At 63.3% G+C, this 12,708-nt stretch carries 11 protein-coding genes; 8 read left to right on the plus strand and 3 right to left on the minus strand.

Annotated features, from left to right (window positions below):
- From MOV80_RS16085 to MOV80_RS16110, 6 genes are all read left to right on the plus strand, one after another.
- On the plus strand, positions 1-979 hold a 979-nt coding region (locus MOV80_RS16085), incomplete at its 5' end, for a type VI secretion system Vgr family protein (RefSeq protein ID WP_249605309.1).
- A 3-nt stretch (positions 980-982) separates the two neighbouring features.
- Positions 983-1,894, plus strand: a complete 912-nt coding sequence (locus MOV80_RS16090) for a hypothetical protein (protein ID WP_249605310.1) — start codon at positions 983-985, stop codon at positions 1,892-1,894.
- Between the two features lie 45 nt (positions 1,895-1,939).
- Positions 1,940-4,831 (plus strand): T6SS effector BTH_I2691 family protein, encoded by a 2,892-nt coding sequence (locus MOV80_RS16095; protein ID WP_118267522.1) that lies wholly within the window; start codon positions 1,940-1,942, stop codon positions 4,829-4,831.
- A gap of 13 nt (positions 4,832-4,844) precedes the next feature.
- Positions 4,845-5,588: a putative type VI secretion system effector gene (locus MOV80_RS16100; RefSeq protein ID WP_146176103.1), complete on the plus strand. Its 744-nt coding sequence runs from the start codon at positions 4,845-4,847 to the stop codon at positions 5,586-5,588.
- A 9-nt stretch (positions 5,589-5,597) separates the two neighbouring features.
- A complete protein-coding gene (locus tag MOV80_RS16105; RefSeq protein ID WP_146176102.1) occupies positions 5,598-6,356 on the plus strand; it encodes a putative type VI secretion system effector in 759 nt (252 codons plus the stop codon).
- A 106-nt stretch (positions 6,357-6,462) separates the two neighbouring features.
- A complete protein-coding gene (locus tag MOV80_RS16110) occupies positions 6,463-7,482 on the plus strand; it encodes a transporter (protein WP_249605311.1) in 1,020 nt (339 codons plus the stop codon).
- A gap of 7 nt (positions 7,483-7,489) precedes the next feature.
- On the opposite strand, the gene MOV80_RS16115 is transcribed toward MOV80_RS16110, so the two are convergent.
- Positions 7,490-8,395: a LysR family transcriptional regulator gene (locus tag MOV80_RS16115; protein ID WP_249605312.1), complete on the minus strand. Its 906-nt coding sequence runs from the start codon at positions 8,393-8,395 to the stop codon at positions 7,490-7,492.
- A 164-nt stretch (positions 8,396-8,559) separates the two neighbouring features.
- On the opposite strand from MOV80_RS16115, the gene MOV80_RS16120 reads away from it, so the two are divergent.
- Entirely contained in the window at positions 8,560-10,113 is a 1,554-nt protein-coding gene (locus MOV80_RS16120; protein ID WP_249605313.1) for an MFS transporter, read from the plus strand.
- A gap of 182 nt (positions 10,114-10,295) precedes the next feature.
- Here MOV80_RS16120 and MOV80_RS16125 read toward each other — a convergent pair whose 3' ends face one another.
- Together MOV80_RS16125 and MOV80_RS16130 are read right to left on the minus strand one after the other, a co-directional pair.
- Entirely contained in the window at positions 10,296-10,961 is a 666-nt protein-coding gene (locus MOV80_RS16125; RefSeq protein ID WP_118267513.1) for an O-methyltransferase, read from the minus strand.
- A gap of 170 nt (positions 10,962-11,131) precedes the next feature.
- Positions 11,132-12,070, minus strand: a complete 939-nt coding sequence (locus MOV80_RS16130; protein WP_240333872.1) for a LysR family transcriptional regulator — start codon at positions 12,068-12,070, stop codon at positions 11,132-11,134.
- Positions 12,071-12,153: 83 nt separating this feature from the next.
- Here MOV80_RS16130 and MOV80_RS16135 point away from each other — a divergent pair, with 83 nt between their 5' ends.
- Positions 12,154-12,633 carry a GNAT family N-acetyltransferase gene (locus tag MOV80_RS16135; RefSeq protein ID WP_019104071.1) on the plus strand — a complete coding sequence of 160 codons (480 nt, stop codon included), beginning with the start codon at positions 12,154-12,156 and terminating at the stop codon, positions 12,631-12,633.
- Positions 12,634-12,708: the final 75 nt, after the last annotated feature.

The following is a 12,708-nucleotide window of genomic DNA, read 5'->3' on the forward strand; positions in this document are numbered from 1 at the left end:
CGAAGTCAGAGCCAAACTATCGAGCGAACCGGGCAAGACCCAGCTCAACCAGGGCTTCCTCACCCACCAGCGCAGCAACGGCAAGGCCGAGCCGCGCGGCGACGGCTTCGAACTCAGAACCGACAGCCACGGCGCCATCCGCGCCGGCCACGGCCTGCTGCTGAGCACCGAAGCGCAGAACGGCGCGTCCGGCAAACAACTGGCGCGCGAACAAGCGCAAAGCCAGCTGGACGCGGCCCTGGCCCTGAGCCAAAGCCTGGCCGACACCGCCACTGGCCAGCAGGCGGACACTATGGAAACCGGGCCGGAAGGCATAGGCGACGACAATAAGCGGGAAGGCAAGCAGCTGATCGGCCACCTGCAGCACCAGCAAGCGGCGCTGAAAGCCTGGGAGGCGGAAACCAATACCGACAAGGAAGGCAAGACCGGCCAGGACATCTCCGGCCGCCAGCCCCTGCTCATCCTATCCGCGCCGGCCGGCATCGCCAGCCTAAGCCAACAGAGCCATACCCTGGCAGCGGAAACCAATCTGGACCTGGTGGCGCAGCGCGACACTAACCAAACTTCCGGCCGGCGCTGGATCCACAATGTCGGCGACAAGATCAGCCTGTTCGTCACCGGCCTGCAAGACAAGATCGCGCTGAAGCTGATTGCCGCCAAGGGCAAAATCCAGATGCAGGCGCAAAGCGACACTATCGAAGTGACCGCGGACAAGGACGTGACCATCACCTCCTGCAAGGAGCGCATCGTCATCACCGCCAAGGAGGAAATCCTGGTCACCGCCGGCGGCGGCTACATCCGGCTCAAGGGCGGCGACATCGAAGTGCACTGCCCCGGCACCGTGACGGTGAAAGGCGCCAGCCACAAGCTCAGCGGCCCCACCAGCCTGAACGCGCCCTTGCCCAAGTTCAACAAAGGCTGCGAGCAAGCGCTGGACAGCGCTGCCGCCACCCAATCTGCCACCGTGCGCCTGGGCTGAGCCATGCAAACATCCAATCAACACGCCGCCATTCTGCGGCAGCTGCAAGCCCGCCAGCAGGCCGGCGCGCAACTGCTGTTGGCCCTGGACGCGCCCAGCCGCCCGCTGGCGGGAGCTGAGGCCGAACTGGACGCTCAAGTCCGGCAGCAAGGCCTGCCCGTGCCGCTGAAACACCCGCAACTGGACCCGGCGCGCCAGCCCGCCTGGCTGCCGCTGACCGCCGGCGCGCCGGCGTTGGCCGACAGCATCGCCCAAGCGCTGGCTGAAGCCGAGCCGGACGCGCTGGCGCAAGGACAAGGTCGGCTCGTGGCCGGCTGGCTGGAAATCGCCGGCTCCGCCAAACTGGCGGCCGCCCATATCGGCCGGCAGATGATACGCCGCACGCCCAATGGCGAAACCCATCTATTGCGCCTGCACGACCCGGCGGTGAGCTGGGCGCTGTGGCCGCTGTTGAACACCGCGCAGCAGCGCGGCCTATTGGGCTCGGTCAGCCGCTGGTGGCTGCTAGACCCGGCCGGCGAACTCGTTTGCCTGGAGCCGGCGCAACAAGCCGCTCGCGCGCCGCGCCTGCCCTCGCGCTGGGAACCCGGCTTGTGGGAAGACATCGCCCGCATCGGCTCGCTCAACCGCGCGCTGCTGGCCTGGCGCGAACAAGCGCCGGAATGCGACGCGGACAAGCTGGAAACCGCGCGTCTGCACGCCTTCGCCGCCTTGCGCCATGCCGGCGCGCTGGGCTTTGACGACGACGAGGACTTGTCCCGCTTCGCCCTGCACGCCGTCACCGTCCACCCCCGCTTCTACCTGCACCCCCGCGTGCAAGCGCTGCTGGCGGGGCGCGCTGCGGACGACTTTTACAGCGGGCTGACGGATTCGCTCAGCGAAGCGGACTGGGCGGCCATCGCCGCCGGCGCCTGAACGCGGCCGACATCACGCACCCCATATCCCGGACCACAGCAAATCATGAGCCAACTGTGTAAAGCCTGTCAGGCCAGCGGCCTGCCCATCATGCCGGTACGCTACGCGCCGGTGCCCAAAACGGTGAAAGCCGCCCTGCCCGCCTGGGCCTGTGCCGACAAGGTCAAAGACATCGCGCTGGACGCGGACTTCCATTACGCGCTGCGCACCCTGCGCGCCGGCTTCGTCTACCTGTTTTATTCCAAGCACGCGCGCGGCTTCAATCTATGGGAATGCTATAGCGTCACCGAAGACGGCGTCCTGCTGAAACAGCCCTCGCCCAAGGCGGCGAAAGCGGCCGGGGAAAGCGTGGTTTGCAGCACCTCCGGCCACAGCAATAGCCGGCTGCACCACCTGATCATCGAACAGCCGGAAAAATGCGGCCCGGCCTGGATTGCCTTCAGCGAATACAAATGGAGCGACCTGACCCTGCGGCGCTACGCCCAGGACGCCAAGCTGCGCGCCGCCCGCATGCAGGCGATAGACCCCAAGGCCATGGCCGCCGGCAGCTCCAACGCCCACGGCACCACCGCCAGCAAGGCCGCGATCGAAGCGGTGATGGAATACCACCCCGGCTACCAGCCCGCCCAACTGGCCTACAACCCCAAGACCGAGGCCTTCAGCAAGGAAGACGGCAGCTACGACAAGGCCCGGGTGGACAAAAACTACGCGCGCTACCCCATCCACGCGCGCCGCGGCAAGGCCGAGGAAAGCCTGCAATTCATGCAGGCGCGCGCCAAGAAAAGCGGCGGCAACAACACCCCGCACATCCTGGCGCTGTGGGACGCCATCGGCACCGCCCAGGAACTCAACGGCTATGTCAACGACAGCGCCGGCCTGGCGCTCTTGTTCGCCGAGGAACGCGGCTTCCAGTTGCACACGATCCAGGCATTGGAAAACATTCGGAAATCGCTGAGCGCCCAGGCCCAGGAGGGACAGGAGAAATTCCAGGACGACATGATGCGGCGCGACACCGCCACCTGGTACAACCCGGCCGTCATGGCCCAGCGCCGCGCCGCCATCGCCAAACTGCAAGACCCGGTGCTGAAACGCCAGCGCCTGGAAGTGTGCGACCTGCTGGACCAATGGGCCGGCTGGCAAATCCCGGCCGTTATCGCGCCCAATGAGCTGGACGCCATTGATGTACGCCGCATCCCGGAGCCACAGCGCAGCCAGCAGATCGCCGCGCTCAAGGCCAAGGTGGCCGCCTTCCGCTCCAAACGCGGCGAAAACTACGACAACAATATCGAGCAGGCCGGCGACCGCAGCTGGCCCAAATACCGCAAGAAAATAGACCCGGACCGCCTGTCCAACTTCCAGAAATTCCAAAACGAGCTGGACGCCGCCATCCGCGAGCGCCAGAACAAAACCGTGGGCGTCCTGCTGCGCTGGCTGCAAGCGCCCTTGTTCCTGGATACGCTGGAGGACTACCACGACGCAGACCCCAAGGACGGCATCGAATTTGAAGCCGTCATCGGCCACGCCATCAGCGGCATCAACGTCACCGCCAGCGGCCAGGCCAAGCTGGAAGCCTGGGCCAAGGACGTGGCGATAGCGCGCAACAACGTGCTTTACCGCGCGCTGGCGCTCAACCAGAAGAAAATTGAAACCGAGCTGAAAGCCGCGCTAAAGGACGCCAAGCAGAACCAGGACACGCCGTACAGCGACGCGGCGGTGCGCACCATAGAAACCACCAAGAACTATTTCCAGAAGCTGCTGGACATGTACAAGGAAAACTCCGCCTTGTACCAGGCCAACATCGCCGCGGCCAGCCCGCAGGGCGACACCGTCTTCGGCGTCAGTCTCAAAACCGCGCGCACCGGGCAGATAGACCACGTGATCGTCACCGCCGGCAACGCCATCGTCAAAGCCTTCGCTCCAGCCGCCGGCCGCGCCGGCGCCGCCTTGAAGCTGGACAAGGCGGAAATCTATCTGGGCGAAAAGCTGTTGCAAATGGTGTTGGCCAGCCGCGCGCTGGTCAGTACCGCCGACATCAAGGCCTTGGTGGCCGCCGAATATGCGGATTTCCGCCAACGCGCGGACCTCAACAGGAAAAAAGAGCCAAGCCAACGCACCAGGAACAAACGCTTGCAAAAAGTATTGCGCAAAGAAGCGGAATACCGTCGGACTCAGGGAGCCAAACTGCAGCAGGCCTACAATAAGCTGCGAGCGGACAAACCGAAAGATCATCTGTCCGTGGTCAAGGACGCCCGCCTGACCTTGTTGGTGATGATGATAGAAGGCGTCTACCTGGGACGCTTGTTGCTGCAAAACGAGAAGGACGGCGCACTATACGCCAGCCTGGCCGCCTCCGCCATGGCCTTGACAGCCCAGGCCATCGATATGATGAGCCTGCCCCTGAGCAAGGTCATGCAGGGTGGAGAACAAGCCCGCAGCATACAGCGCCTGAAACTGATGGGCGGCTTGTTGATGGCTGCGTCGAATGGGATTGGGGCTTATCAAGACTATATCGCAATTGACACTGCTAAATCTAAGGGACAGTCTTTAGTTGTGAATCTCTACCGAGTGAAAGCAATTGCTGGACTTGCCGGCCTGACTGTAGCAGGCCTAAGTACATTCACATATGCCGCCCCACTTATCATGAGAGTAAGTAGCAATGTTGTTATTGCCGACACTGCTGCAGCAATAGGTGCACGCGCCACGGCCATATTAGCAACTAGAATTATTTTCATGACGGCAGGCAGCTGGATATCTCTCACCATTTTTATATTACAAGGCATAATATTGGCAGTAGAGGACGACGATCTACAGATATGGATTAGTCAAACACCATTTGGCGTTGATCACAAAAACTCCAAAGCCCCAAGCAACATTAACGACCTCACAAATTCCTTGAAAAAAATAATGGAAAAATCCACCTCCGCAGAAAAAGAATAGGAGCACCATACACATGATCAGCACAATAGAATCTAGTCAAAACACTAATCTAGAAAAAATAAAAGGCCGCATTACTCACTACAAAAAATCTAGAGAAATGGCCAATTTTTTTTTCACTGACCGCGATCGCAGCATAATGGGTTTGTCCGCTATAGCTGGGGCTCTTGCAGGTGCGGCAGGCATTGCTGCGAGCACAGCACGCGACGCAGCCAATCTAAGAGAACAAGCAGACTACATCGAAATGAAGATCAATGGACAACTAGCCAAAGGCTGGGTATGGTTCAGCCCATTTAAAGATGGTGATGAAGTAGAGATTATTGGCACACAGCAGAATGATTATTTTGAAATAATCGCAGTGACCCGCCCCAAAGACAAAGTTATCGCACTGTACCCACACTGTTCCCGTGGCAAAACTGCACATATCAAAACCGTATTCAAATGGTGGTTTCTGTCAGTATCTTTTTTGGTTGCAATATTAGCCCCTGTTGTTTTTGGTTTTTTTGATTTAATTTCTGGTAAAGACGAAATTTTTAGTTTAATAGATTTCGATTACATTTATGTATGTGCAGCAGTTTATGCCATTTTTGGGGCGTACGCGTATGTTACAGGGAAAAAATTTATGATGTATGTACATGCAGCAACACGTATTTTTAAAGTGATGGACCTACAAGACCCTGACCACATCGACCTACCCAAACGCACAAAACGCAAGCCAGGCGATCCTGGCGCATTCGGCGTGATGTATTTCAACTACTAAGCCCCAGGCATGACCTCGTCATCACCCGACAGCTTAGCGCCTCTTGCACCAACAACAGAGCTAAGCAAAATCAGCGGCAAGATTTCCCGCTACAAAAAAACGCGAGAGATGGCCAACTTTTTCTTTACCGACCATGACCGTAACATCATGGGTTTGTCTGCCATTGCAGGAGCTCTGGCTGGAGCCGCCGGCATGGCAGCTAGCACCGCCAGGGATGCAGCCAACTTACGCGAGCAGGCCGACTACGTTGAGATGAAAATCAATGGGCAACCCGCCAAAGGTTGGGTATGGTTTAGTCCATTCCAAAATGGAGATGAAGTTGAGCTTATTGGAACTCAGCAAGAGGATTACTTTGAAATCGTGGCGATAGCCCGCCCCAAGGACAGAGTCATTTCACTTTACCCCCACTGCACAAGAGGCAAGCACGCACACATAAAGAACATCATAAAATGGTGGCTTTACTCGGTCACATTCCTTCTAACCATTCTAATTCCAGCAACTTTCATATTATTCGAATTCATATCCCCTAGCCAAGAAAAATACATCTTCCTTGAAGCAGGATATCTTTACCTTTCCATCGGATTTTACATGTTCTTTGGAGCATTCACATATGTCTATGGCAAAAAATTCCTCATATTTGCCCAGGCATCCAAGAACATATTTAAAACTTTAGGTCTAAATAATCCAGAAAAAATAGACCTAGCCAAGCAAACCAAACGCAAACCAGACGACCCCGGTGCATTCGGCGTGATGTATTTCAAATACTGAGCCTCGCTCGTCAGCGCGCATGCGCCGGCCCCTTCATCTCACCGTCACCATTCCGTCATCCGCCGCGCCTAAGCTGTACCGTATCCCACCATGTCGGCCGCGCGCCATGAACCACCCCATCGCACAGCAACAATACGGCTCGGACCAGGCCGGGCTGATCTGCGGTTTTTGTTTTCATCCGGACGGCGCCGGCGCGGAGATTGATTCCGCCCAGGCTCAGGCCTGGCTGCGCGCGCCGCCGGACGGCGACGCCTTTCTGTGGCTGCATTTCAATCTGGCCAATGCCGCCAGCGAGCGCTGGCTGCGCGCGGCCTTGCCGCTGCAGGAGGATTTCTTCGAGGCGCTGCGCGGCGGCTCCAACTCCACCCGCATCGAGTTGCTGGATCAGGCCTTGCTGGCGGTGATCAACGATGTGGCCTTCAGCTTTGGCCTGGCCTCGTCGGACATCGCCACCCTGTGGGCGCATGCGCAGCCGCGGGTGCTGATCACCGCGCGGGTCAAGCCGCTGCACTCGGTGGACCGGCTGCGCGCGGCGGTGCGCGGCGGCGCGGCCTTCCGTTCGCCGGCGGCCTTGCTGGTGCACTTGCTGCAGAACCAGGCTGACGCGCTGGCCGGCATTGTGCGCGCCAGCGGCGCGCAGGTGGATGTGCTGGAGGACCGGCTGCTGGCGCAAAGGCTGGACGACCAGCGCGCGCAGCTTGCGGCGATGCGCCGCTCCTTGGTGCGCTTGCAACGCCTGCTGGCGCCGGAGCCCAGCGCGCTGTTCCGGCTGCTGAACCGGCCGCCGGCCTGGCTGGACGCCGCCGACGCGCAGGCGCTGCGCCAGTCGTCGGAGGAGTTCGCGTTGACGCTCAACGATCTGGCGGCGCTGGTGGAGCGCATCAAGCTCTTACAGGAGGAGCTGGCCGCGCGCCTGAACGAGCAAAGCAACCGCACCCTGTTCACGCTGACCCTGGTCACGGTGCTGGCGCTGCCCATCAATATCGTCGCCGGCTTCTTTGGCATGAATGTGGGCGGCGTGCCCTTGGCCAATCACCCGCACGGTTTCTGGGTGCTGGTGCTGCTGGTGGCCAGCTTCAGCCTGCTGGCCGGCTGGTGGGCGTTCCGCCGTCAGCGCGGCGAGTAGGCGGCCCTCACGCGGCCCCGCCTGCCGGCGCGAACATCCGTTGGCACAGAAAATCCACGAAGACGCGCAGCTTGGGCGACAGCTGGCGGCTGGACGGCCACAGCACATGGAACATGCCGGTCTGGCCCAGATAAGGCTCCAGCACGGTTTGCAGCCGGCCGGCGGCCAGCGCGTCGCGCACGATGAAGTCCGGCAGGTAAGCCAGGCCCTGGTCCTGGCTGGCGGCGCAGATCAGCGCCTCGATATTGTTGCAGCTCATGGCGCTGCTGGGCGGCCAATCCTGGCCGGCCGGCGCGCCGTCCAGCGCCCAGGCTTGCAGCTTGCCGGTGCTGGGAAAGCGGTAACGCAGACAGGCGTGCTGGGCCAGCTCCTCCGGACTTTGCGGCGTGCCGCGCTCGCGCAGATAGCCGGGCGAGGCCACCACCAGCAGGCGGAACGGCCCCAGCGGCCGCGCCATCAGCCGGGAGTCCGCCAGCGGGCCGCTGCGCACCACCGCGTCCCAGCCCTCTTCTATCACGTCCACCATGCGGTCGGAAAAATCCAGGTCCAGCTCCACTTCCGGATAGCGCTGCATGAAGTCCGGCAGGATGGGCAGCAGCATGCGGTAGCCCACCACCGGCAGGCTGACCCGCAGCTTGCCGCGCGGCGTGGCGCGGCTTTGCGCCAGTTCGGCCTCGGCGTCGTCGATGTCGTCCAGGATGCGGCGGCAGCGTTCGTAGAACAGCTCGCCCTCCGCCGTCAGCCGCACGTGGCGAGTGCTGCGCTGAAACAGCCGCACCCCCAGTTTCTCCTCCAGCCGCGCCACGCTCTTGCCCACGGCGGACGAGGACACGCCCAGCGCACGGCCGGCGCCGACGAAACTTTGCGCCTCGGCGGCGCGCACAAAGGCGGCCAGGCCGCTCAAACTATCCATGAAGCGCCTCAATTAAAGAGTTTTTGTCCGCTTAATTTGGACACATCCCCTATTTTTCGTCAATTGCCGCCAAATTATCATGTGTTCGCCCAATGACCATCCACATCCGCCCGCCGGCGCCATGCCGCGCGGGCGCTTGCCCCACTCTTTGAAAAGGCGAACTCATGCAGCTTTCCAAACCGGCGTCCTCCCAGGGCGCCAAGCTTCTCACCCTGGCCGCCGTGTGCCTGGCCGCGCTGACCATGCCGCTCAGCTTCACCGGCCCGGCGTTGGCGCTGACGGCGATAGGCCGCGAACTGGGCGGCAGCGCTCAGGCGCTGACCTGGGTCACCAACGCCTTCATGCTCACCTTCGGCGGCAGCCTGATGGCGGCCGGCGCGCTGGCGGATCAATACGGCCGCAAGCGTGTGTTTCTGCTGGGCATCGGCTTGTTCTCGCTGTCCTCGCTGGGCTTGTTCCTGGTCGGCAGCCTGCTGTGGCTGGACTTGCTGCGCGCGGCCCAGGGCCTGGGCGCGGCGCTGTCCTTCGCCAGCGGCCTGGCGGCGCTGGCGCAAAGCTTCGCCGGCGCGGCGCGCACGCGGGCTTTCAGCCTGATAGGCACCACCTTCGGCATCGGCCTGGCCTTCGGCCCCTTGCTGTGCGGGCTTCTGATTCAGGCCTTGGGCTGGCGCGCCATTTTCGCGTTGGCCGGCTTGGTGGGTCTGCTCGCCCTGGGCCTGGCAGCCTATTGCATGCGCGAATCGCGCGATCCGCAGGCCGCCGGCCTGGATTGGCCGGGCGCGCTCAGCTTCACGCTGGCGCTGAGCCTGCTGACTTACGGCGCGCTGGCCGCGCCGGAGCGGGGTTGGAACAGCCCGCTGGTGATCGGCCTGCTCTTGGGGGCCGCGGCGGCGTTCTGGCTGTTCGTGGCGCTGGAGAGGCGCGCGACGCGTCCGATGCTGGACCTGAGCCTGTTCCGTTATCCGCGCTTTGTCGGCGTTCAATGTCTGGCCGCCGCGCCGGCTTACGCCTTTGTAGTGCTGCTGGTGCTGTTGCCTCTGCGCCTGGTGGCCGCAGAAGGCGTTAGCGAGGCGGAGGCCGGGCGGGTGATGCTGGCCTTGTCCGCGCCCATGCTGGCGCTACCGTTGTGCGCGGCCTGGCTGACGCGCTGGTTTTCTGCCGCGGCTTTGTCCGCCGGCGGCTTGCTGCTGTGCGCGCTGGGGCTGTGGTGGCTCAGCCGTTACCCGCAACTGTCCGCGTTGCAGCAGACGCTGTGGCCCTTGTTGCTGATAGGCGTGGGCATCAGTCTGCCCTGGGGCCTGATGGATGGCCTGGCTGTCAGCGTGGTGCCCAAGGAGCGCGCCGGCATGGCCGCCGGGATTTTCAGCACCACGCGGGTGGCGGGCGAAGGCATTGCGCTGGCCCTGGTGGGCGCGCTGCTGGCGGCGCTGCTGCAACAGCGGCTGGCCGCTGTGTCCACGGTGGAGCCGCAGACTCTGGCCGCGGCCGCCAGCCAAGGCGCCTTGGGCAAGCTGTCCGCCGCCGGCGAGCTGTTGCCCGGCCTGTCGCCGGAAACCTTGAGCCTGAGCTACGCAGCCGCTTTCCAGCGGCTGTTGACGGTGCTGTCCGTCCTGACCGTGCTCAGCGCGCTGGTGGTGGCGCTGTTCCTGCGCGGAGCCGGCCAGGCGCAGCCGGAGGAGACCGCCGCGCAACCGGCGCTGGATTCCGCCTGCTCTTGAGCAAGGCCGCCGGTTTGCCTTCCCGCGAGCCGGCGCTCAGAACGTGTTTACGATCTTGCGAGCTAAGGTGAGACAAGGCGAAAACCGCTGAGAAAGCGGAGTGTACACACGGTACATGAGCATTTCGAAGGGGTACTCGCCGTGTCACGTCTCACGAGGCGCGGCAGATCGTAAACAGGTTCTCAGGCCATTTCATTGACGATGGCGATGGAAAACCCGTCCCAACCCTTGACGCCTACCGTCTGCAGCGCGGTTGCGGTCAGCCGCGGCTCGGCGCCCATGTCTTCCAGGAAACGGCGTACGCCGCGCACGCTGGGGTCCTGGCTGACCACATTGGCCACCGCGCCGCCGCGCGCCACATTGTCGCCGACGATGGCGGCGCCGGGCCGCGCCAGCTTCAAGGCCCACTCCAGATAAGCCGGATTATTGGGCTTGTCGGCGTCGATGAAGATCAGGTCGAAGGGTTCGCCCCCGGCCAGCAGCGGCAGGCTGTCCAGCGCCGGCCCTTCGCGCAGCTCAACCTTCTCCGCCACGCCGGCGGCGGCCAGATTAGCCCGCGCCGTGTCCGCGTGCGCGGGGTTGGCCTCCAGCGTCACCACCCGGCCGTCGGCCGGCAGCGCCCGCGCCAGCCAGATGGTGCTGTAGCCGCCCAGGGTGCCGATCTCCAGCACCCGCCGCGCCCGCATCAGGCGCGCCAGGATGTGCAGAAAGCGCCCTTGCAGCGGCGACACGTCCTGCGCCGGCAGGCCGGCGGCGGCGTTGGCCGACAAGGCGCTGTTCAAGGCGCTGTCCTCTACCTGCAGCGCCGCGGTGTAATAGCGGTCCAGGCCGCTCCATTCTGCTTGCATCGGCTTCTCCTGGCGCAGCCGCCCCGGGCAAGGGCCCGTCCCGGCCGCGCATGGTTGAAGCCACATGATAAGCGCATTCCGGGCCCGGCCGTCGCCGCGCCTGTCATTGCGCCCAGGGGGTTTTCCCTCATGGGAAAGGCTATGACCGATATCAAGGCGACGAGGATCGGCTAGTCCTGGAGCAAGGGCGCGCAGGCGCGCAATTGCGCGCGCAGCCAATCATGGGCGGCGCTGCGGCCGTGCCGGGCGTGACTATAGACCTTGAGGGTGTAGGACGGAATATCGAAAGGCGCGGGGTGGACGACGATGGGCGCGGCCTGGCTCAAGGCCTCAGCCGCCAGCCGCGGCAGGGTCATGACCCAGTCTGACTCCGCGATGATGAAAGGCGCGGCCAGCACCGACGGCAGTTGCAGCGCCACGTCGCGGCGCAGGCCCCGCCGCTCCAGCGCCCGATCGATGCCGCCGCGGGTTTCGCCCCACGGCATCACCACCACGTGGCGCGCCGCCAGGTATTGCTCCAGGCTGAGGCTGCCGCGAATGTCGGGGTGGGCGCGGCTGACGATGGCCACGTAGCGGTCCTCCAGCCAATCGAAGCTTTCGATCCCGGCAGCGGGTTCCGCGATGTCTTCTACATAGCCCAGGGCGAAGTCGATGCGTCCAGCGGCCAGATCCTCGGCGGACTCGCGGCCGCGCGAGTGCACCAGCTTGAATCGCAGCCGCGGCGCGGCCCGCTGCAAACCCGCCAGCAGGCGCGGCATCACCGCGAAGGCGGTGTAGTCGGTCACCGCCATCACGAAGGCGCGCTCGCTGCGTTCCGGCTGAAAACCGCCGGCCTGAGCCAGCCCTTGCGACAGCGTTTCCAGCGCGGCGCTCACCGCGCCGGCCAGCCGCTCGGCGTAGGCCGTGGGCTGCATCGCATTGCCGATGCGGACGAAGAGATCGTCGCCCAAGGCGGCCCGCAGCCGCGCCAGCGCGTGGCTGAACGCGGACGGGCTCATCGCCAGTTCGTCGGCGGCGGCGCTGACCGAGCGCTGGCGCAGCAGCGCGTCGAAGACCAGCAGCAGGTTGAGATCCAAACGGCGCAGATCGGAATGCAATATGTTCATCATGAATTGAAAACAATGCAGCACATGCATTTTGTCTTGGCCGTAGTATAGCGGCTTATCCGTTCACTACGATTCAGGCCCCGCCCATGTCCATCCACATCCGTCCCGCCCAGGCCCAAGACGCCGGGCTGATTCTGCGCTTTATCAAGGAGCTGGCCGTTTACGAACGCGCCGGCGATCAGGTTGCCGCCACCGAGGCCGGCATCGTCGCCAGTCTGTTTGGCGCGGACAGCCCGGCGCGGGCGTTGATCTGCGAAGTGGACGGCGAGCCGGCCGGCTACGCCGTCTACTTCTTCAGCTACTCCACCTGGCAAGCCAAGAAGGGGCTGTACCTGGAGGATCTGTATATTTCGCCGCTGCAGCGCGGCGGCGGCGCCGGCAAGCTGATGCTGCGCCGCCTGGCACAGCTGGCGGTGGAGCAAGGCTGCGGCCGCTTTGAATGGAGCGTGCTGGACTGGAACCAGCCGGCTATCGATTTCTACCTGTCCATCGGCGCCAAGCCGCAGGCGGAATGGGTGCGCTACCGGATGGACGGCGCCGCCCTCTCCGACTTCGCCGCCGGCTGAATCTGCCCAATAGAACGCCTTTATGCTCTTGCGGGCAAGAGCGAGGCAAGGCGTTCTACGCGAAGCAGACCATGA

The organism is Chromobacterium sp. IRSSSOUMB001, from assembly GCF_023507765.1.
GTDB classification, from domain to species: Bacteria; Pseudomonadota; Gammaproteobacteria; order Burkholderiales; family Chromobacteriaceae; genus Chromobacterium; species Chromobacterium haemolyticum.

Coding starts and splice junctions, on each gene's coding strand:
- MOV80_RS16130 (WP_240333872.1), bottom strand. CDS start 12,070: ATGATGAACATATTGCATTCCGATCTGCGCCGTTTGGATCTCAACCTG.
- MOV80_RS16095 (WP_118267522.1), top strand. CDS start 1,940: ATGAGCCAACTGTGTAAAGCCTGTCAGGCCAGCGGCCTGCCCATCATG.
- MOV80_RS16110 (WP_249605311.1), top strand. CDS start 6,463: ATGAACCACCCCATCGCACAGCAACAATACGGCTCGGACCAGGCCGGG.
- MOV80_RS16100 (WP_146176103.1), top strand. CDS start 4,845: ATGATCAGCACAATAGAATCTAGTCAAAACACTAATCTAGAAAAAATA.
- MOV80_RS16135 (WP_019104071.1), top strand. CDS start 12,154: ATGTCCATCCACATCCGTCCCGCCCAGGCCCAAGACGCCGGGCTGATT.
- MOV80_RS16115 (WP_249605312.1), bottom strand. CDS start 8,395: ATGGATAGTTTGAGCGGCCTGGCCGCCTTTGTGCGCGCCGCCGAGGCG.
- MOV80_RS16105 (WP_146176102.1), top strand. CDS start 5,598: ATGACCTCGTCATCACCCGACAGCTTAGCGCCTCTTGCACCAACAACA.
- MOV80_RS16125 (WP_118267513.1), bottom strand. CDS start 10,961: ATGCAAGCAGAATGGAGCGGCCTGGACCGCTATTACACCGCGGCGCTG.
- MOV80_RS16090 (WP_249605310.1), top strand. CDS start 983: ATGCAAACATCCAATCAACACGCCGCCATTCTGCGGCAGCTGCAAGCC.
- MOV80_RS16120 (WP_249605313.1), top strand. CDS start 8,560: ATGCAGCTTTCCAAACCGGCGTCCTCCCAGGGCGCCAAGCTTCTCACC.